This window comes from Nonomuraea polychroma (assembly GCF_004011505.1).
Taxonomy (GTDB): domain Bacteria; phylum Actinomycetota; class Actinomycetes; order Streptosporangiales; family Streptosporangiaceae; genus Nonomuraea; species Nonomuraea polychroma.
Genome location: NZ_SAUN01000001.1, coordinates 6379451 through 6400051 on the forward strand (window position 1 = coordinate 6379451; position 20601 = coordinate 6400051).

Here is a 20601-nt window from a genome sequence, read left to right on the forward strand (position 1 = left end):
GCCGGCGCGCGGGCGGCCGGCACGCGCGCGGGCGGCCGGCACGCGGGCGGCGGCTGGCCGGCTGGGCGGGGTCGGTCGCAGAGGGCGGGCCGCACGGGGCGGGCGGCCCGTCCGTTCTCAGGCAGGGCGGGGTGTGGGCCGGTTGGTGGCTGCGGCCTCGAGCCCCGGCTCGGGCAGGGCGGGGGCCGGTTAGTCAGTGTGGCCCAGGCCGGCGTCTCGGGCGCGGATGATGGCCTCGGCGCGGGAGGCGACCTGGAGCTTGGCGAAGATGCTGGAGATGTGGTTGCCGACCGTCTTGGGGGCCAGCGAGAGCCGGGTGCCGATGAAGGCGTTGCCGTGGCCGGCGGCGATCAGGCCGAGCACTTCCCGCTCCCGCGGCGTGAGCTCAGGGAACGGCTCGCCCGCGGGCCGGGGGGCCGTCAGGTGGCCGAGCACGCGGCGGGCCACGCCGGGCCCGAAGATCGCTTCGCCGGCGGCGACGGCGCGGATCGCGCGTACGATCTCGTCCTGTTCGGCGCCTTTGAGCACGTATCCGCGGGCCCCCGCGCGCATGGCCGCGAACACGGACTCATCGTCCTCGTACATCGTCAGCATCAGCACCGCCACCCCCGGCGCGGCCGTGGCCACGTCGCGGGCGGCGTCGATGCCCGACATTTCAGGCATCTGGATGTCGAGGACGAGGACATCAGGCGCCAGGGTGACCGCCGCCCGCACGGCTTCGCGCCCGCTGGACGCGGTCCCGGCCACTTCCATGCCCGGGACGGTGGACAGCAGGGCCGCGAGCCCGTCGCGGACCACTGGGTGATCGTCGGCGATGACGACGCGCAGCGTCATGGCGCCACCGCCACCGTCACCGCCAGCGGCAGCAACGCCACCACCCGTCCCCCGCCGCCGTCTCCCGGGCCCGCCTGGCAGGTGCCGCCGAGTTCCTCGGCCCGCTCCCGCATGGACCGCAGGCCCACCCCCGGCCGCCACGCGCCGCCGCCCGCGCCGTCGTCACTCACCTCGACACGGAGGCGGTCCCCGAGCGTGAGGTCGACGCGGGCGGTGGTGGCACGGGCGTGCCGGGCGACGTTGTTCAGCGCTTCGGTGACGATGCGGTACGCGGCCACCTCCACGGCGGCGGGCAGCACGGCCAGGTGGCCGGAAGCGCGGATGCTGACGTCGAGCGACAGCCGTTCGGCCTGCTGCCGCAGCGCGCCCACCAGGCCGAGGTCGTCGAGCGCGGGCGGGCGCAGGCCGTACACCAGCCGCCTGATGTCCTCGATGGCCGACGTCACCTCGGCCCGCAGCCTGAGGAGCAGGTCCTTGGCTCGGGCGGGGTCGTCGGCGAGCACGTTCCCGGCCGCGTCGGCCTGGTACACCACGCCGGTGAGGGTGGGGCCGAGCCCGTCGTGCAGGTCGCGGCGGAGCCTGCGGCGCTCGTCCTCGCGGGCCACCACGATCTGCTCGCGGATCCGCTGCAGCTCTTCGGACAGGCCGGTGGCGTGCACGGCCACCGCCAGCGGCACGGCCAGCAGTTCCAGGACCTGGGTGTCGGCCACGGAGATCGTCTTCTCCCCCGGCCGCAAGCCGACGATCAGCTCGCCCACGCGGTCGCCGCCGTAGACGAGGGGGATGGTGTGGAGGCGTTCGGGGGCGGTGCCGTACGAGGTGCGTTCGACCACCGCTCCCCCGCTGTCACCGGCGTCGGCCGAGCGCAGCGCGGCGAAGGGCAGGCGCAGGACCGTGCACAGTGCGGCCACGGCTCCCGCCAGCCCTGGGGCCGGGTCGGCCAAGCGGCGGCCGATGCGTGACAGGGCGCGGGCCGGGTCGTCGCGGTAGCCGTACAGGAGCCGGTCGACGATCCGCTGCAGGCGTACCCTGACCGGGTTGAAGCCGACGGCGATGAGCACGGTGGCGAGCACCGAGTCTCCTGGCCCGGCACGGTCCAGGACGGCCACCAGCAGGGCGTAGACGGCGATCACGCCCGAGGTGAGCAGCGCGTACAGCACCGTCCGCGAGACGATCAGGCGGATGTCGAGCAGGCCGTGACGCAGGATGGCGACGGTGATCGCGATCGGGACGAGCGGGATGGCCAGCAACATCAGCACCGGCCCGGTCTGGAACACCCCCCACACCACCATGACCGCTGCGAGCAGCAGCACGGCGAGCAGGAGCCACAGGAGCTGACGGCGCTCCCGCTCGCCGCCCCGGCGGTAGCGAAGTCCCAGTCCGGCGAGGGCGGCCAGGACGAGTACGGCGCCGCGCACCTCGGTCGCGGTCCAGAGCGCGGCCAGGTCGTCGTGGAAGGGGATGGTGAGATAGCCGACGACGTCCGAGCCGGGCGACAGGCTGCTCGGGGAGGCGCCCATCTCCAGGACGAAGAGCGGGGCGGTCACCACCGTCACGGGGACCAGCCAGATCCAGCGAGGGCCCGGCGGGCGGCCGTCGGGGAAGAGCAGGAGGACGAGCGGCAGGCACAACGCGATCGACCACGGCCAGGAGTAGGCGGCGAACGTGGCGAGCGTCCGGGACGCGGCGGTGGCCCAGCCGTGGACCTCGCCGAACGCCAGCAGACCCGCCCCGGCGGCAGTGCCGCCCTGTACTACGGCGGCGGCCAGCAGGAGCCAGCCGATGGGGTTGCGGGGACGATGCCAGGCGAGCAGGACGCCGGCGCAGGCGAGGGAGAGGCCGATGGCGGAGTTCGTGACGATGAAGCTCTCGATGGCCGCCTCGAAGGTCGTTCCCGCTGCTATGGCGGCCGTCACGCCGGTGACCGCCTCGGTCACCGCCACCGCGAACAGGCCCCAGGCCAGCACCTTCATAAGGGTCATGATGAGCGTTCGCGGAGCCCGGCGCATAGGGGCGGACCCCCAGATCGGCCGGGAAGATCGCCCGGCCCGGCCAGGGGCGTGCGCCGTGCCGCGAGGACCGGTCTGCGGCCGACCATGAGCCTGCCCGGCCGGCCGAAGTCCTAGCCCTCGGACGGCCCAAGCCCTACTTCATGGGAGACATCATGACCATCGGCTCCGCCGCCGTGCGGGTGCGTGACACACGAGCCTTCCGCCGCCGCGCTCTCGCCGTGCTCCTGCCGCTCGGCCCGCTGTGCGTGGCCGTCATCCGCACCGTCCTCCCCTACGGCACGACCGACGACGCCGCCGCCCAGCTGGCCGGGGTGGCGACCGGGCAGGGGGCACAGGGTGCGGTGCTCTGGCTGGTTCCGATCGCCGTTCTCACGCTGGTCCCGGCCCTGTTCGTGCTGACGCGGCTGGCGCTGCGCGGGGCACCGGTCCTGGCGATCATCGCGATCACCCTGGCTCTGCCCGGTTATCTGGGGATGGCCGCGCTCGGCGTCTCGGACGCCGCCGCGCTGGCCGCGGTGACGGCCGGGCTGAGCCCTTCGGACGGCACGGCGCTGCTGGAGGCGCTGGCGGCCCAGCCCGCCCTCTCGGTCTCCGTCGGCCTCTTCGTGCTCGGCCACGTCGTGGGCACCGTGCTGCTGGGCACCGCCCTGTGGCGGGCGCGGGTGGTCCCTGCCTGGGCGGGAGTGGCGCTGGTCGCCTCGCAGCCGCTGCACCTGGCCTTCGTGCTGACCGGCGCACCCAAGATCCTTGATGGGGGCGCGTGGGGGCTGACGGCGCTCGGGTTCGCCGCCGCGGCGCTCACGCTGGCCAGGATGAGCGATGAGGAGTACGAACCGCAGGCATGGCGGTGAGCGGTCCCCGGTTCCAGGACGACTCCTGGGGCCGGGGCATCCGTCAGATGGCGCGGGAGAAGGTGACCAGGCGCGTGCCGGGGCCGTTGTAGTCCGGGACCGGGTCGCTCACCGTGAAGCCCATGCGGCGGTGGAAGGCGATGGACGCCTCGTTGACCGTCGAGGTTATGGCCTTGACGACGTGCCGGTCGTGGGCGCGGGCCAGGGCGAAGAAACGCTCGTACATCGCCCGTGCCAACCCTCCGCCTCGGGCGGCGGGAGAGACGCCGACGAAATGGATGTACGCCTCGTCCTCGGCCGACGGCGACAGGAAGCCGACGAGGAATCCCGCCATGCCCTCGGGGCCCTCGGCGACCAGGCTCGTGCGGTGGAAGTGGTCGAGGAACAGCCTGGGCAGGGAGCTCAGGATGGGACGGCCCCACCACTCGTCGACCACGGCCGCCATGGCGTCGTAGTCGGCAGGGGTGGCGGGGCGCAACGCGTGGCCGGTCGGCACCGCGTCATTCCCAGTGCGGCGGTCTGTTTTCCACGAAGAAGTCGTCCGGGTCCTCGTCCGGGAGGTCGTCGCCCCAGCCCAGGTCCCTGTCGTCCGCCGTCTGCTCGGGGTAGAAATCTTCCACGGCTGACATGGTACCCAGACGGACAAACCAACACCCGGTGTGTCCGCAGGTCCAGGGACATGTCGCGGCTGCGGCGGTACGATGCGGGGGCAGGTGTCGCCTACCCCTCGTGAGGCTGCCCATGGCCACCCCTACAGGCTGGCGGCGAGAAGGCAATCTGCCGGCGGAGCTCACCAGCTTCATCGGTCGTACGCGTCTCCTCGCCAACCTCAAACGGCACCTCGGTGATTCACGCCTGGTGACCGTCACGGGCATCGGGGGTGTGGGCAAGTCGCGCACAGTGCTGCGGCTGGCCCACCAGGTGCGCGCTCAATACCTCGACGGCGTCTGGTTCGCCGATCTCGCCCGCCTGCAGGACACGGGCATGGTCAAGCACACCATCGCCTCGGCGCTGCGCATCGCCGACCAGTCCACGCGCGCGGAGTCCGAGACGCTGTCGGAGTGGGTGGGCGAGCGGGACATGCTGCTCATCATCGACACCTGCGACCGCGTGGTGTCGGGAGCCGCGGAGCTGGTGCAGGAGCTGCTCGAGGCCGCGCCCAACCTCAAGGTGCTGGCCACCAGCCGGCAGTCGCTGAACCTGCCCTACGAGCAGGTGGTCCCCGTGCCGCCGCTGCAGGTGCCGGGCGAGGATCCGACGGAGACCTATTTCCTCAACGAGTCCGTGCAGCTGTTCGCGGCCCGGGCCGGGGCGAGCGTGCCCGAGTTCCAGCTCGACGAGGACAACATCAACGCGGTGGCCGAGCTGTGCCGGCGGCTCGACGGCATCCCGCTGGCGATCGAGCTGGCGGCGGTGCGGCTGCGGGCGCTGTCGGTGGAGCAGATCCTGGGCCTGCTGGCCGACCGGTTCAGCCTGCTGGCCGGGGCCAGCCGTACGGCGCTGCCGCGGCACCAGACGCTGCGTGCGGCCATCGGCTGGAGCCATGAGCTGTGCGAGCCGGCCGAGCGGCTGCTGTGGGCGCGGTTGTCGGTGTTCGCGGGCGACTTCGAGCTCGACGCGGCGCGCTTCGTGTGCTCGGACGCGCGGCTGCCGCCCGGGCAGATCACCGACCTGGTCACCGGCCTGGTGGAGAAGTCGATCCTGCTGATCAGGAGCAGCCACGCCGGGGTCAGATACAAGTTGATCGACACCCTGGCGGACTACGGCGACGAGTGGCTGGACAAGCTCGGCGAGAAGGACCGGATGCGCCAGCGCCATCTTGAGTACTACCTGAGCCTGGCCGAGCGCGGCGAGGACGCCTGGTCGGGGCAACGGCAGATCTACTGGTTCGTCCGCATGCGCCAGGAGCACGACAACGTGCGGGTGGCGCTGGAGCATGCACTCAAGACGCCGGGCAAGGAGGTCCTGGCGCTGAACCTGCTGTCGTCGTTGTGGTTCATGTGGGTGTGCTGCGGCTTCGCCCGCGAGGGCCGCCTCTACCTCGAGCGGGCGCTGGCGGCCAACCCGGATCTCAGCAAGGAGCGTTGCAAGGCGCTGTGGGTGCTCTCGTACGTGCGCAGCGCCCAGGGAGACAGCGTGGGTGCGCGGGAGGCGGCCGAGACGTGCAGCACCGAGGCCGTCCGGGTCGGGGACTCCCGCGCCGTGATCCTGGCCTCCAAGATGCAGGGCACGGCCGCGATGCTGCAGGGCGACCTCCAGAAGGCCAGCGCCCTGCTGGGCGTGGCGATCGAGTTCAACCCCGACAACAAGGAGCTCAACCCGGGGCTCCTCCCGGCCATCGTGGAGCTGTCCATCGTCCTCACCACCCAGGGGGAGGTGAATGAGGCCGAGTCACTGCTGCAGGACTGCCTCCAGGTCTGCAGGGAGCGCGGCGAGCTGTGGCTGAGCTCGTACGCGCACTGGGCGCTGTCGCTGCCGATGCTGGCGATGGGCAGGACGGACGAGGCGCTGCGCACCGCCTTGGAAGGGTTGCGGATCAAGCGTCACTTCCACGACACCGTCGGCACACTGATGGTGCTCGAGACCGTCGCCAAGATCTACTCGACTCAGGGCGAGATCGAGCGCGCCTCGCGGCTGCTCGGGGCGCTGCATCAGAACTGGCGCTCCTCCGGCCTGCCCATGCTGGGCGCGCCTTTCCCCACGACAGAGCACGAGAAGTGCGTCCAAGAGTGCAAGAGGGCTCTCGGCGAGGACGGCTACAAACTGGAATTTGAGGCGGGCGCAAAACTAGACCTGGACGAAGCGGTCACTCTTGCACAGGAAGACTTCGATACCCCACAGGGCTCAGACCGCAATAATTTCGGCTCCTAACCCGTAAATACCGGCGCGATTGGACAAATTCTGGTCCGGGTACGCCCCACGAGAACGACATCTGTCCCGACGAGGGGGCATTTGCCACGGTTTCTCGTGGGGAGGCTGCGCACTCATGCCCGATATACCACCCGTATCCCTTCCCGACCCTTCCATCCCGTATCCGGCCAAGCTCAATCCCTTCGAGTCTGTGGCGGCCGAGCACACCATCACCTGGGCGCGGAGGTTGAGGCTCATCGAAGGCGAGACCGCAACCTCGCGCTTCGCAGGTGAGTCCTACTCCCGCCTCGTCGCGAGGCTCTACCCGGAGGCCTCGGTGCCGGTGCTCGCGCTGGCCGCGGATCTCAACAGCTGGTTCCACGTCTATGACGACCAGTTCGAGCTCGCCGAGGTGGGCTCCGACCCGGACCTGGCGCGGCGCATGGCGGACAAGTTCCGCGCGGTGCTGGACGGCGCACCGCTCGACGACACCGCAGGACCGATCCTCCACGGCCTGGCCGACGTCCGTGACCGCATGCGCCTGCACGCCACCGCGCAGTGGTGGCACCGCTTCTCCACCCACCTCCAGGACTGCTTCGAGACCGCCCAGTGGGAGGTGGACAACCGCACGAGGGGCCGGATCCCCGATCCCGACAGCTATGTCGAGCACAAGCTCAACATCGCCTACGTCCCGCCCTCGTTCGACCTCATCGAGCTCGCCGAGCAGTTCGAGGTGCCGGACGAGATCCGCGCATCGGCCCCGTACAGCACCCTCGTCCACGAGGCCGGGCACGTGGTCGTCTGCACCAACGATCTCATCGGCCTGCGTCGGGAGCTGCTGCAGGGCGAGTTCCACAATCTGGTCATCGTCTACTGGAAGGCCTTGAGCTGCCCGCTCCAGGAGGCCGTCGAGATGGTCAACCAGACGATCTCCGAGCGCATCGACGTCTTCGAGGCGGCCAAGGTGGACCTCCTGCGCCTCTTCGACGAGCTCGGCACCGACCAGAACCGGCGGCACGGCACCCTGCGCTGCGTCATGGGGCTCGAGAACTGGATGCGCGGCTACCTTGACTGGGCCAAAGAGACGCGCCGCTTCGCCGACCCGGTGTTACGGGGGCAGGTCGCCGGCTTCCAGGGCGAGTTGGTCGACTGAACCTCTGTCGACGGGGACAAGCCCTCTCTGTTCGCTAGAACACATTCTCCATACCGACCATGCGGGCGGTGTCCACGGCCGAGGGCACGCCCGCATGGGGGTCGGCGCCCGCGTCGACCAGCGCTTTGACGACCTCCAGCTCCTTCTTGAATACCGCTCCGGCCAAGGGCGTCTGGCCGCGGTCGTTGGGCCGGTCGACATCGGCGCCCAGCTCGATGAGCATCCGCACCGTCGGCGTGTGGCCGTAATAAGCTGCCAGCATCAGCAAAGTGTCACCTTTGCCGTTGGTCAGGTTCACCGGCACCCCAGCCTCGACGTACGCGCGCAGCGTCTCGGTGTCGCCCGCCCTGGCCAGGTCGAACATCCTGCCGGCGAACTCTTCCACCTCCGGGTCCCCGTCCATGCACCTCATTGTGCCCCGATAGGGTGCCCCCCACGGGCTCGCTCCGCCCCACCATGGAGGCGGAATCGTTCCGGCTCGCCATAGGTTCTGAGAGAAAGTACCTACGGAAAGGCTGTCCAACCGTGTTCGACCCGAAGGATCTCTACACGCTCGCAGAAGACGCGCCCGAGCTGCATGATCCGGTGTTGCTGTACCACTTCGACGGCTTCGTCGACGCGGGCGGCGCCGGACGTCTCGCGCTGGGCCACCTGCTGGCCGAGCTGGAGCACCGGGTCGTGGCGACGTTCGACGTGGACCGGTTGCTCGACTACCGATCACGCCGGCCCATCATGACCTTCGACACCGACCGCTGGGTCGAGTGTGAGAGCCCCGAGTTGGCCGTCCATGTCATGAGGGACTCGACGGGGACGCAGTTCCTGGTGATGAGCGGGCCCGAGCCCGACCGGGAGTGGGAGCTGTTCACCAAGGCCGTGGGGACGCTGGCGACGCGGCTGGGGGTGAGCAAGCTGGTGACGATGCACGGCATCCCCATGGCGGTGCCGCACACCCGGCCGCTGGGCCTGACGATGCACGCGAGCAGGCCTGAGCTAATAAATTCGCAAACGAGCGCGTTCGGGCGTGTCCAGGTGCCGGGGAGCGTGGCGGCGCTGATCGAGTTCCGGCTCGGGGCCGAGGGGCACGACGCGCTGGGCTATGCGGTGCACGTGCCGCACTATCTGTCGCAGGCCGAATACCCGACGGCCGCTGTGGCCGCGCTGGAGGCCGTGACGCGGGGGACGGGGCTGGTGTTCCCGATGGACGCGCTACGTGACGCGGCCCAGCGTACGAACGTGGAGATCGAGGAGCAGATCCAGGCCTCGGCCGAGCTGTCGACGGCCATCAAGGGGCTCGAGCAGCAGTACGACGCCTTCGCCGGCGGCGCCGACCGCGAAAACCTCATCGCCGAGTCAACCCCCATGCCGACGGGGGATGAACTCGCTGCCCAGTTCGAGCGCTTCCTCGCCGAGCGTGACGACCCCCAAAACCCGTAGAACCAATAGACGCCTTCTTGTTTTACGGCGGTGCCGAGCGGGCCGCCACCCGACGTACTTCGGCTGACGGCCCTCCAGGAACACGGCCTCTGAGCCCTTCACCCGCCGTTACAGAGCGCACAGCGGGCCCACCGCAAACCCAAAACCCCTATGGGTTTACGGCGGTGCCGAGCGGGCCGCCACCCGACGTACTTCGCCTGAGGGCCCTCCAGGAACACGGCCTCTGAGCCCTTCACCGGCGGGCCGCCGCTACGGAGCGCACAGTGGGCCGGCTAAGTGGTTTCGGTAGCCTGGGCCGATGAGCGACATCCGGGTGGGGCTGATTGGTTACGGCGTTGCGGGGGCGGTCTTTCATGCGCCGCTGATCCAGGCCACTCCTGGGTTGACGCTGGCTGCTGTCGTGACCGGGAATGCCGAGCGGCAGGCTGAAGTCCGTGCTCGTTATGGGGCTGTCGGGCTGGGCGAGGTCGGGGAGCTTTGGGAGCGGTGTGATCTTGTGGTGGTCGCTTCGCCCAACCGGACGCATGTTTCCCTTGCCGCGGCGGCCATCGAGCGAGGGCTGCCTGTTGTCGTGGACAAGCCACTGGCCAGGACCGCTGAGGAAGGGTGGGGGCTGGTGCGGCTGGCCAAGGAGCGGGGGGTCATGCTCACCGTGTTCCAGAACCGGCGGTGGGATGGCGACTTCCTCACGGTGCGGCGGCTGATCGGTGAGAGGGCGCTGGGCGGCGTGCGGCGGTTCGAGTCGCGGTTCGAGCGGTGGCGGCCGGTGCCCAAAGGCGGATGGCGGGAGTCCGGCGGCCCTGAGGAGGTCGGCGGACTGCTCTACGACCTCGGGAGCCATCTTGTCGATCAGGCCCTTCAGTTGTTCGGGCCGGTGCGAGAGGTCTACTGCGAGAGTGACGTGCGGCGTGACGGGGTGGCCGCGGATGACGACACGTTCGTGGTGTTGACGCATGCCGGTGGGGTGCGCTCGCATCTGTGGGTCAGTTCCGTGGCGGCACAGCATGGGCCACGCTTTCGGGTGCTGGGCTCGGCGGCCGCGTACGTGAAGTACGGGATGGACGTGCAGGAGGAGGGGTTGCGGGCCGGGGTCGCGCCCGATTCATCCGGGTTCGGGGAGGACGACGAGGCGCGCTGGGGGGTGCTCGGCACGGACGACGAGCATCGCGTCGTGCGTACCGAACCGGGCGCGTACGGGGACTTCTACCGCGGCGTCGTGGCCGCGTTGCGGGACGGCACAGCGCCGCCCGTGGATCCGGAGAGCGCGGTCGAGGCGCTCTCCGTCATCGAGGCGGCGCGGATGTCGGCCGATCGGGGCATCGTCGTCCGGTTGTCCTGAACGTCCGGCCGGCACCTCAGTCACGCAGGCGAGAGCGCAGGGCTTCGGTGTCGGTGGTCGTCCAGCCGTGCTGGGTCAGCCAGCCCATCGGGCCGCCGAAGCGGTCGTCCAGGACGCCCAGGAACTGCTCGATGTACTTCTCCCGCGGCTTGTGATCGTCCGCCGGCCTGGAATCCAGGTCGCCGCGGTAGGTGTCGCTGCCGCGCAGCCGCGTGAGGATCAGCTCCAGCCGCTCCCCCGTGGCGACATAGTCCTCCACGATGGCCTCTCTGGTGGCGCCGGCCACCTCGAGCGCCAACGCCGACAACACGCCCGTGCGGTCCTTGCCCGCCGCGCAGTGCACCAGCGCCGCCCCGTCGTCCAGCGCCATCGCGCGCAGGGCCGCCACCACCGCGGACGGGCGGTCACGCAGGTAGCCGAAGTAGAAGCCGGTCACCCGCAGCTCCTCGTCCATCACCCGCTCCGCCCACGGCAGCACCCGGTCGCCGTCGATGGTGTCGGCCTCGACGTCGGTGTGCCTGCCTCCCTCGGCGAACAGCGTCAAATAGTGATGCCGCACCTCCGGCACCAAGGTCAGCGGGCCCGGGCCCTCAAGAGAAACCTCCGCGTTGGAGCGGAGGTCCACGACGTGCCGCAGTTTCAGCTCACCGACCAGGAGGTCCACGTCCCGCGGCGTGAGTCCCTGCAGATTGTCGGCGCGGAAGATCCGCCCGCGCCGAGTGACGCCGCCGTCACGCGTTGGAAGCCCGCCCAGGTCACGCGCGTTCACCGCGCCTTCCAGATCGATCCACCTCGTCATCTCGCTCATCATCTCGACCCTATATGTCCGCCAAATATGAGCGGATTCGAGGTTCATAACGCAGCATGAACGTATGGATCCACGAGCTCTGCCTCCAAGGCTGGTGATCGATCCCTCGCTGCCCCCCGAGATCTCGGTAGAGCTGCGGTCGAGCCCGCACATCCTCCGCATGGCTCGAACCGGCAAGCGAATGGACACTACGTACAACCCCGCCCTGCTGTTCGTGCTCCCCGGCTTTCTCTTGCTGACCTTCCTGGTGACCGACTGGAAGGGCGTTTTCGTGGCGAGTCTCGGCATCGGCATGATCGTGCTGCTCCGGTGGATGGCGTTGGACAGCTCCCATCGCACGACCAAACGAAGACTCCGGCTGGCGCAGACGCACGCCGAGCACTACATCATGGCCGAGGACCTCGACTATCCCTGCCAGATGTTGTTGCGTCGCGCGCAGAACGCGGTCGAGGCGATACTCAACTCCAAGGTGCACCGGGCCGGCCTGATCGACAGCATCGACAACCAGGTGACGCTGCCGGAGGAGGTCTGGCAGATCGCGCAGCGGCTGCGCAAGTTGTCGTCCATGCACGCCGAGCACGGCAAACTCATCCCCCGCGAGCTGCCGCCCGGCATGGAGGACGCGTTCAAGCCGTACACGACCGCGCTGGACGCGGCCTGGACGTCCTTGTCGCAGCGGGTGCGCCACCTGGAGAAGTACGCCAAACAGGTGATCAAGGCCGACAAGGTCTACCACACGCACAAGCGGCTGGAGGCGTTGGCCGCCAAGACCCCGGAGTACCAGCAGCTGATCGCCGAGACGGTGCACGACCAGCACGCTCGCCAGCACATCAAGGAGCTGGCCGACCAGGCGGCGCACGCGCGCAAGATGTTCGAGGAGAGCATCAGCCAGGCCAGGCTGGCGGCCGGAGAGCTGCTCAGGACCCCGCTCACCTAGGCCGCTCGGCGCGTGCCCGCCGCACTCCGCCACAGGTCCTTTCGGGAAGAGGGTCAAGTGGCAGCGGCGCCTGCCCGCCGCACACCGCCACAGGCCCCTGAGGGGCGTGCAGGTCGCTCGCGGGGTGCGCGGTGTGGGGGACAAGCTACGTGGAGGGTGTCGCGCGTCTGAGGAGTTCCAGGGTCCGGCGCATGCCGGCCTCGTTGCCCAGGCTGCGGTAGATGTCCCTGGCCTGCTCCAGCGGCCCCACGGCCGCCTGGCGCCCGCCCGCGTCCAGGTGCGCCTCGCCCAGGTAGCGCAGGCTCCTCGCCATCCACCACCGATCCTGCAGCTCCTCGAACCCCTGGACGGCGCGGCGCAGCTCCGCCTCCGACTCCGCCATCCGCCCCAGCCGGGCCAGCCCCCGGCCCGCCGACACGGCGTTGCGGGCCACCCCCCACGAGTCGCCCAGAGCCACGAGGATCTCCTCGGCCCGCCGGACGTACTCCAGCTCGCGCAGCCCGTTGGCCGGGTCGCCGACCTCGCCGGCCGCCCGCAGGCAGCGGGCCTCCTCCCACAACTCGCCGCGTTGCCGGAACATCTCGGCCGCCCGGTCGAGGCTGAAGCCAGCCCGGGTGAAGAGGTGCGTCGCGACCCGGTGGTCGCCCGCCGCGAGCTCGCCCCGCGCCTGCGCGGCCAGCACCTCACCGTAGACACGCAGCGTCTGGGCTTCGGAGTAACGGTTGCCCTCGCGTTTGAAGATCTCCAGCGCGTCCTCGAGCAGCTCCCTGGCCTCCTCGGGCCGCCGCTCGGCCATCCGCATCTCGGCCAGGTTGCGCTGGGTGCGGGCCATCCACCACAGGTCCTCCTCACCCCTGAACGCGGTGATCGCCCCGATCAGGTAGTCCTGCGCGCGGTCCAGGTGTCCGTCGCTGAACAGCGTCATCCCGATCGTGCGCATGGACCTGGCCGCCCACCACGACTCGCCCAGCTCGGTGAAGGTCTTCAGGGCCAGCTGGGCCTCCTCCAGGGCCCGATCGCGCAGGCCGAGGCCGCCGTGCACGGAAGCGCTGTCGAGCAGGGCGATGGCCAGGGAGCGCCGGTCGCCGGACCGCTCGGCGGCCACGCAGCCGATCTCCGCGACGGCCTTCCAGTCGGCCCAGTAGGCGCGCAGGGAGTGGCACAGCGAGCAGAACGCCCGGGCCAGGCCCCACGTCAGCTCCCACATCTCCAGCTGCATGGCGAGGTTGATCATGGCCAGCAGCGAGAGGCGTTCGGCGTTGAGCCAGTCGCCGGCCCGCAGCTGCCCGTCCGCGCTGGCGCGGCGCCCGCCCCGGCTCCAGTCCTGCGGCCAGCGGTTCTGCGCGGCCTCCTCGGCACGGCGGCGGTAGCCGTAGAGCACGCGCTCGATCGCGGCCCTGCGCCGCTCGCTCTCGTCCTGCTCGGTCAGCTCGGCGGCGAACACCCGGACCAGGTCGTGCAGCCGGTAGCGCATGGCGCCGGTCTGGTCGGTGCCCGAGCACTCGGCGAGCTGGGCGTCGATGAGCGCCTCCAGCTGGTCGGCGCCGTCGAGGCCGGAGATGTCGAGCAGCTCCCCCGCCACCCAGCCCTGCACGTCAGGGGCGGGCAGCGCGCTGAGCAGGCGCAGCAGGCGGCGCTGCATGCCGGTGCAGTCGTCGTAGCTGAGCTGCACCGACGCGCGCACGCTCTTGTCGACGGTCGGGGCCAGCTCCAGCTGGTCGAGGATGCGGCGCGTGTCGGCCAGCCGGCCGGCCATCTCGCGTAACGTCCACTGCTCGCGGGTGGCGAGGCGGCCGCCGCAGATGTTGATCGCCAGTGGCAGGTAGTCGCACAGCCGCACGATCTCCTTGGCGGAGTCGAGGTCGTCGACGATCCTGGCGCCGCCACTCAGCCTGGCCAGCAGCTCCACGCCGTGCGCCTCGCTGAACGGGCCGAGCCGCGTGTCATGCGTGCCGTTCAGGAACAGCGGCGCGCGGGAGGTCACCAGCACCGCGCACCCCGGCTCGGCCGGGATGAGGGGCTTGACCTGGGCGGCGTCGTGGGCGTTGTCCAGGCCGATGAGGATCTTGCGGCCCTTGGTCCAGGTCAGCCAGAGCTTGCGTAACTCGTCCAGGCCGCCGGGGTCGGTGGTCAGGCGCACGTCCAGCGCGCGGAGGAAGCCGATGAGGACCTCGTCGGGGCGGACCGGGGCGTCGACGCCGCCGCGCAGGTCGGCGTAGAGCCGGCCGTCCGGGAACCAGTCCGCGACCTCCTGCCCGAACCTGGTCATGAGCGCCGACTTGCCCACGCCGCCGCGGCCGTACACGGAGACGACCAGGGGCGGGGAGAGGTCCGTGGCCTTGCGGCGGGCGGCGAAGACGTCACGCAGCTCGGCGAGGGCTTCGGCGCGGCCGGTGAAATGTTCTGGCACGGGCGGCCACTGGTCGGGCGCGACACCGCCGGCGCCGCCGCCGCCGATCTCCGGACGTTTGGGCCGCGACTCGGTGGTGGCCCACGTGGCGAGCCCGACGAGGACGGCCGCCGCCAAGGTCACGCCGACCTTGGCTACCGGTGGGATCTCCCACTCGACGGACGCCGCCAGCACGCTCGCCGCGGCCGCCGCCAGGCCCGCGGAGACGGATGCGGCCCACGGCACCTTTCTTCGGCGCTTCTTCGGCTTCTCTGGAAGATTGTCTGTCCTGTCAGACAGGTCCCCGGTCAACGAACACCCCCTTATGAGGGTGATTCAAGCCGATGGGGTACGGCCCGCGCCAGCCGTACCCCAGGCTTTCCGCTACAGACCGATCACGTGGCAGGTGGCGGTCATGGTCTTGGTCGGGTCGCTCTCCGAGGTGGCGGTGAGCTTGACCCTGGCCAGCCGGTCGCCGCCGGACTCGCGGACCGCGTTCACGGTCACGAGCGCCTGCTTGCCGAATGCGACCGAGGCGAGCGCGTTCGGCACCTGCGTGGTCCAGCCCTTGCCCTGGACCTCGGCCTTGAGCCGGTAGACGTCGGAGTCGAGGTAGGCGCTGACGTCCTCCGGATGCTGACCCTGCGCCGGGGCCGCCTTACCGGTGTTGAACAGCGGGAACGTGCAGGAGGAGATGTTCGTGCCGGCGGGGACGCCGGCCGCGGGGAGCAGCTTGACGCCGCGTCGCTGCGGGCCCGAGCCGTCGAGCGAGCGCACGGCGACCGTGTAGGACAGCTCACCCTCGCGGTTCCGCTTGACGTCGGTGATGTAGAAGTGCAGGCGGTTGGCCGCGTCGACGAACTCGTACTCGCTGCCCGAGTCGGTGCCCGCGTGGAAGAGGGCGTCGGACAGCTGCCGGTAGTCGCCGATCGTGATGGGCACCTTGGTGCCGTCCGGCAGCACGTAGTCGGTCATGCCGATGTCCTGCGGGTTGGCGTCGATCACCCACTCGAACGGGGCCCGGTCCTGGTTCTTGGTCTTGGCCAGGAGCACGCCGGAGTCGGGGGTGAAGGAGTCGGTGCCCATGCGGTCCACGACCTCGACCGTGTAGTTCTCGTAGCCGCCGCCGTCGCAGAGCGGATCGGCCGCGACGCACGAGCTCTTGTCGCCGGTGTCGAAGGAGATGTTGATCCCGGCCAGCTCGTCCTGGCCCGGCTGCACGGCCCGCGCCAGGACCTTGGCGGTGACCAGGCCGGACTCGTCCAGCGCCTCGCGCGACAGGCGCAGGACGTTCTGCTCGTCGACCATCTCCAGCTTGATCTTGTTGCGGAGCATGTGCTGGGCGCCCATGGACGCGCCGCCGGTGGGCGGGATCAGCCAGCGTGAGTGCGGGCCGCCGGGGCCGTTGAAGCTGCCGCGGCTGAGCATCTCCCAGATGCCGGTGTACGCCCGCTTGGGCGGCACGGCGTACGGGTTGTTGTAGTTGTCGGCGATGCCCATGATGTGGCTCAACTCATGGGCGTAGACCGCCATGCCGGAGCTCTCGGCCTGGACCGAGTCGACGCCGAAGCGGGCGTTGGGCCAGAAGTTGGAGCCGGCCTGCCAGGAGGTCCACTCGACGTAGCGGGTCCTGGACCAGTTGGTCAGGTTGGGGTCGGGCGGGCCCCACTCGTCCGGCACGTCCTCCTTGGTGGGGAACTTCATCATGCCGAACTCCTGCCACGTGGACGATTCGTCCTGACCGGCGCTCAGGTAGAAGACGAAGTCGAACTGCGCGGCCACGTCCGGGCCGACGGCGGCGAGCCAGGCGGCGTTGCCGTCGGTACGCAGGTTCCTGGTGCAGGTGTCGCCGGCCGGGCAGGCGTCCCGCTGGTACTCCATGGCGTACTCGTGGTCCTTGCCCGGCATCGTGTACGGGCCGAACCCGGTGAGCTCCACACCGAAGCGACCGCCCGAGTCCTCCATCCAGTACTCGTGGATGGTGTGGCCCTTGTTGAGCTCGTTCGGGGTGTTGAGGAAGTCCTGGTAGAACTTGGCGACCTGGTCGCGCGGGATGTCGTGGGCCTCGGCGCTCGGGTTGGCGTATATCGTCGAGCCCTTGGGCTGGGTGACGACGAACGGCTGGTTGGGATAGTCCAGCAGGATGAGCGCGCCCTTGAACGTGCGCTTCGACCCCTTCACCGCGGGGTCGTTCCAGTTGGTGCCGGGCGGCTTCTTGTAGTCCGCCCACGTCATGTTGTCGGGATTTTCCCAGTTCTGCGGGTCGATGGGCTGGATGCCGCCCGCGGGGCGGCCGCGCAGCGTCTGGGCGTCGAGCGGGGTGTCGCTCTGCCAGGGCTGCGTTTGCGGCCAGTGGTCTCGCCGCCATGGGTGCTCAGGATCGGCAGGGGGTGCTGCGGAAGCAGGGGTCGCCAGCAGGCTCACCGGGATCATCACGATGGCCGCGGCTAACCCCATCAGCAACTTCTTCGGGGCATTCACGGATCGACGGTATAGACGTTGTCGAGGGAGATCAATGAACGGGCCCCGCCGGTCTCTCCGGAGGCTACTTACCTCGGGATTTGCCTGGTTCGACCTAATTGATTCCCTGGCGTCGCTCACGTTTAATGCCCTGAAGGGTCAATCCGACGGGGAGTGCTGATGCCCTCTGCAAAGACGCGTGCTGGACCGACGGCAAGACGGCCTGCCCGGCCGATCCCAGGACAGCGCGGGTCTGCGCCGATCGTGCTCCACTCCGCGCCGCTCGTGCTCCCCGTGTGCGACGAGCCCATCCGCGACGGCGCCGTGGTGATCAGGGGCGATCGGGTGCTCCAGGTCGGCGTGCGGGGCGAGCTGCTCTCGTGCTTTCCCGTCACCGAGGAGCGCCGGTGGCCGGGGATGATCGTGGCGGGACCGGTCGACGCCTGTTCTGTCGTGCCCTCTGCGGCGTTGGGCGTGACCGCGCGGGCGAGTGTGATGGCGGACGTGGCCGATCCCGCGGTGACACGCGGCATCGCGTACGTCGAAGTGCGCGCCGCCAGCGAGGAGGAGTGGGAGGAACGCGAGCGCGACGCCGTCATCACGGCCATCCGGGAGGTCGAGCGGCCGTACGCGGTGGGGATCGCGGCTCGCACCAGGAACCCGCACGTGCTGGAGGACGTGGCCGTGCTGGCCAGGACGTTCGGGCTGCGGCTGCTGGCCGATCTGGACCGGCACTCCCCCGCCGAGCTGGACGAGGCCGGCGTGCTGGGGCCGTTGTGCCACGTCATCTGCTCGCGGCCGCTCGATCCCGGCGAGCGCAAGCTGCTCCGGCTGCGCGAGACCGTGGTCGCCCTGTGCCCGCCGGGGACGTCGTCCGCGACCGACGTGCTGGCCCTGCTGGAGGAGGGGAACCCGCTCGCCCTCGGCACCGGGACAACGGATTCTGAGGCGGCGGGCACCGGGCCGCTCGGGCTGGCGACCGCCATCAGGCGGCACGTGCGCGAGCTCGGGCTGCGGCCCCGAGGGCTGGATCGCCGGCTGGTCGAGGCGGCCACGATGGGCGGCGCCAGGGCGCTGGGCATGGATCGCGGGCCGGGCCGGATCGGGTCACTGGGCCCCGGCGCCCGGGCCGACTTCGCCGTCTTCGACGCACGCGGCCGCTACCCGTACGCCGCGCTCCTGGGCGGGCCGCCCTGCATCGGCACGGTCGTCGGCGGCGTGGAACGCTGAAGGCCTCCACAGTCACCTGAACTGGCGGTCCACCACGCTCAGCAGCTCCCTCAGCTGATCACGCTGCTCCTCCGACAACACCGCGAACAACTCCTCGCCCGCCAGCCTGCGGGCGTCGCGCGCCCGCCCGGCGGCGGCGCGCCCCTCAGGCGTGATGACGACCAGCGTGGAACGGCGGTTTCCTGGATCGACCTGCCGGCGCACCAGCCCCGCCTCCTCCAGCGCGTCCACGACGGGCGTGAGGGACCGCGGCACGATCCGCAGCTCCTCGGCCAGTCGCACCATCCGCAGCGGGTGCTCGGGCCCGGCATCGGCGAGCACGCGCAACGCCCGCGCCTGGCTCGGGCTGAGCCCGAGCGGGACCAGCCGCCGCACGTAGCCGTGCCGCAGCCGCCTGCTCACCAGGTGCAAGAGCTCCGCGAGCTCCCTTTCCTCCATGCCATAAGTTTAGCCGGAACAAATATGAGTTAACCTCTGTTTGAGTCGACATCTGAAAGGAGAACCACTTGGCGGAGGAACCACGGGCGCCGCTGCGGCGCATCATCACGCTGTTCCGCGCCTACCGTGGCCGCCTGGCCGTGGTGGGCTCTCTCATCCTGCTCGCCTCGCTCGTGTCCCTCGCCCAGCCGTTCCTGCTGCGCGAAGTCCTGGACGTGGCGATCCCGTCCAGGGATGCCGGGCTGCTGGCGCTGCTCGCCCTCGGCATGATCGCGGTCGCGGTCACCACCAGTGTCTTCGACGTGCTGCAGACGCTGATCTCCACCACGATCGGCCAGCGGGTCATGCACGATCTGCGCATCGCGGTGTACTCGCACCTGCAGCGCATGTCGCTGGCCTTCTTCACCCGCACCAAGACCGGCGAGGTGCAGTCGCGCATCGCCAACGACATCGGCGGCATGCAGCAGGTCGTCACCTCGACCGCCTCCTCCCTGGTCTCGAACCTCACCACCGTGATCGCCACGATCGCCGCCATGGCCGCGCTCGACTGGCGGCTGACCGTGATCTCGCTCCTGCTGCTGCCGGTGTTCGTGTGGATCAGCCGCAAGGTGGGCACGGAGCGCAAGCGCATCACCGCCGAGCGGCAGCGCAAGCTGGCGAAGATCGCCTCGATGGTGCAGGAGTCGCTGTCGATCAGCGGCATCCTGCTCGGCCGCACGATGGGGCAGGCCGCCGGGCAGACCGAGCGCTTCGGTCGGGCCTCGGACGAGCTGGCCGACCTCGGGGTGCGCATGAGCATGGCAGGGCGCTGGCGGCAGTCGTCCATCCAGATCATCATGGCCGCGATGCCCGCGATGATCTACTGGGCCGTCGGCTACACCGGCGCGATCTCCGTCGGCACGCTGGTGGCGTTCACGACGTTGCAGACGAGCCTGTTCCGGCCTGCGGTGTCGCTGCTGCGGCTGGGCGTCGAGGTGCAGACCTCGCTGGCGTTGTTCGGCCGCATCTTCGAGTATCTGGACCTGCCGGTGGACATTCACCCCGGCGCCCGTACGCTCGATCGGGTGCGCGGCGAGGTGCGCTTCGAGAACGTCGACTTCTCCTACGGCGAGAGCCCCACGCTCACCGGCGTGGACCTCGTCGTCCCGGCCGGCACAAGCCTCGCCGTCGTGGGCGAGACGGGCGCGGGCAAGACCACGCTCAGCTACCTGCCACCCCGGCTCTACGACGTCACGGGCGGGCGGGTGACGATCGACGGGGTGGACGTGCGGGAGCTGACGTTCGAGACGCTGAGCGCGACGGTCGGCGTGGTCGCGCAGGAGACTTACCTGTTCCACGCCTCGATCGCGGACAACCTGCGCTTCGCCCGCCCGGAGGCCACGGACGAGGAGCTGGAGGCGGCGGCGCGGGCCGCGCGCATCCACGATCACATCGCGGCGCTGCCCGACGGCTACGACACGCTGGTGGGCGAGCGCGGCTACCGGTTCTCCGGCGGTGAGAAACAGCGCCTCGCCATCGCGCGCACGCTGCTGCGCGACCCGCCGGTGCTGATACTCGACGAGGCCACCAGCGCGCTGGACACGCAGACCGAGCGGGCCGTGCAGGAGGCGCTCGACGCGCTGGCTCGGGGCCGCACCACGATCACGATCGCGCACCGCCTGTCCACCGTGCGCGACGCCGACCAGATCGTCGTGCTCGACCACGGAAGGATCGTCGAGCGCGGTACCCACGACGAGCTGATGGCGCGCGGCGGCCACTACGCGGCGCTCGTGAGCAGGGACTATCCCGCAGAACTAGTTTGATTCAATTTTAAACGTGTGTTGCCTCACATTCCGGCAGGACCGGAATCCGTTCGCCGGAACGGTG

At 70.2% G+C, this 20601-nt stretch carries 16 protein-coding genes; 8 read left to right on the forward strand and 8 right to left on the reverse strand.

Annotation, left to right across the window (positions count from 1 at the left end):
• Nucleotides 1–189 precede the first annotated feature (189 nt).
• Together EDD27_RS29095 and EDD27_RS29100 are read right to left on the reverse strand one after the other, a co-directional pair.
• A complete protein-coding gene (locus tag EDD27_RS29095; RefSeq protein ID WP_127935212.1) occupies nt 190–834 on the reverse strand; it encodes a response regulator transcription factor in 645 nt (214 codons plus the stop codon).
• Entirely contained in the window at nt 831–2807 is a 1977-nt protein-coding gene (locus tag EDD27_RS29100) for a sensor histidine kinase (RefSeq protein WP_206641701.1), read from the reverse strand. Before EDD27_RS29100 ends, EDD27_RS29095 begins: the two co-directional genes overlap by 4 nt.
• Nucleotides 2808–2998: 191 nt before the next feature.
• Here EDD27_RS29100 and EDD27_RS29105 point away from each other — a divergent pair, with 191 nt between their 5' ends.
• Nucleotides 2999–3697, forward strand: a complete 699-nt coding sequence (locus tag EDD27_RS29105) for a hypothetical protein (RefSeq protein ID WP_127935214.1) — start codon at nt 2999–3001, stop codon at nt 3695–3697.
• Nucleotides 3698–3740: 43 nt separating this feature from the next.
• Here the strand turns inward: EDD27_RS29105 and EDD27_RS29110 are convergent, their stop codons facing one another.
• Entirely contained in the window at nt 3741–4142 is a 402-nt protein-coding gene (locus EDD27_RS29110; RefSeq protein ID WP_127941030.1) for a GNAT family N-acetyltransferase, read from the reverse strand.
• 284 nt (nt 4143–4426) lie between these two features.
• Between EDD27_RS29110 and EDD27_RS29115 the strand changes: the two genes are divergently transcribed.
• Together EDD27_RS29115 and EDD27_RS29120 are read left to right on the forward strand one after the other, a co-directional pair.
• On the forward strand, nt 4427–6568 hold the full coding sequence (locus EDD27_RS29115) for an ATP-binding protein (RefSeq protein ID WP_241564317.1): 2142 nt from the start codon (nt 4427–4429) through the stop codon (nt 6566–6568).
• Between the two features lie 115 nt (nt 6569–6683).
• Entirely contained in the window at nt 6684–7700 is a 1017-nt protein-coding gene (locus tag EDD27_RS29120; RefSeq protein WP_127935215.1) for a terpene synthase family protein, read from the forward strand.
• A 34-nt stretch (nt 7701–7734) separates the two neighbouring features.
• On the opposite strand, the gene EDD27_RS29125 is transcribed toward EDD27_RS29120, so the two are convergent.
• Complete coding sequence (locus EDD27_RS29125; protein WP_421915963.1) at nt 7735–8112, reverse strand: ankyrin repeat domain-containing protein; 378 nt, start codon at nt 8110–8112, stop codon at nt 7735–7737.
• Nucleotides 8113–8225: 113 nt separating this feature from the next.
• Between EDD27_RS29125 and EDD27_RS29130 the strand changes: the two genes are divergently transcribed.
• Complete coding sequence (locus EDD27_RS29130) at nt 8226–9134, forward strand: proteasome assembly chaperone family protein (protein ID WP_127935217.1); 909 nt, start codon at nt 8226–8228, stop codon at nt 9132–9134.
• Nucleotides 9135–9432: 298 nt separating this feature from the next.
• Nucleotides 9433–10473, forward strand: coding sequence for a Gfo/Idh/MocA family protein (locus EDD27_RS29135; protein ID WP_127935218.1), 1041 nt, complete (start codon nt 9433–9435; stop codon nt 10471–10473).
• 16 nt (nt 10474–10489) lie between these two features.
• Here the strand turns inward: EDD27_RS29135 and EDD27_RS29140 are convergent, their stop codons facing one another.
• Entirely contained in the window at nt 10490–11272 is a 783-nt protein-coding gene (locus tag EDD27_RS29140; protein WP_338324668.1) for a tyrosine-protein phosphatase, read from the reverse strand.
• A 73-nt stretch (nt 11273–11345) separates the two neighbouring features.
• Between EDD27_RS29140 and EDD27_RS29145 the strand changes: the two genes are divergently transcribed.
• A complete protein-coding gene (locus tag EDD27_RS29145; protein ID WP_127935220.1) occupies nt 11346–12218 on the forward strand; it encodes a hypothetical protein in 873 nt (290 codons plus the stop codon).
• A 145-nt stretch (nt 12219–12363) separates the two neighbouring features.
• Here the strand turns inward: EDD27_RS29145 and EDD27_RS29150 are convergent, their stop codons facing one another.
• Both EDD27_RS29150 and EDD27_RS29155 read right to left on the reverse strand, forming a co-directional pair.
• The gene (locus EDD27_RS29150; RefSeq protein ID WP_127935221.1) at nt 12364–14853 is read right to left on the reverse strand and encodes an ATP-binding protein; all 2490 of its coding nucleotides are present in this window, start codon (nt 14851–14853) and stop codon (nt 12364–12366) included.
• A 138-nt stretch (nt 14854–14991) separates the two neighbouring features.
• Nucleotides 14992–17088, reverse strand: coding sequence for a M6 family metalloprotease domain-containing protein (locus EDD27_RS29155; RefSeq protein WP_241564318.1), 2097 nt, complete (start codon nt 17086–17088; stop codon nt 14992–14994).
• A gap of 243 nt (nt 17089–17331) precedes the next feature.
• On the opposite strand from EDD27_RS29155, the gene EDD27_RS29160 reads away from it, so the two are divergent.
• On the forward strand, nt 17332–18297 hold the full coding sequence (locus EDD27_RS29160) for an amidohydrolase family protein (protein ID WP_127935222.1): 966 nt from the start codon (nt 17332–17334) through the stop codon (nt 18295–18297).
• A gap of 12 nt (nt 18298–18309) precedes the next feature.
• On the opposite strand, the gene EDD27_RS29165 is transcribed toward EDD27_RS29160, so the two are convergent.
• The gene (locus EDD27_RS29165; protein WP_127935223.1) at nt 18310–18735 is read right to left on the reverse strand and encodes a MarR family winged helix-turn-helix transcriptional regulator; all 426 of its coding nucleotides are present in this window, start codon (nt 18733–18735) and stop codon (nt 18310–18312) included.
• A gap of 68 nt (nt 18736–18803) precedes the next feature.
• Between EDD27_RS29165 and EDD27_RS29170 the strand changes: the two genes are divergently transcribed.
• The gene (locus EDD27_RS29170; RefSeq protein ID WP_127935224.1) at nt 18804–20537 is read left to right on the forward strand and encodes an ABC transporter ATP-binding protein; all 1734 of its coding nucleotides are present in this window, start codon (nt 18804–18806) and stop codon (nt 20535–20537) included.
• The last annotated feature ends 64 nt before the right edge of the window (nt 20538–20601 follow it).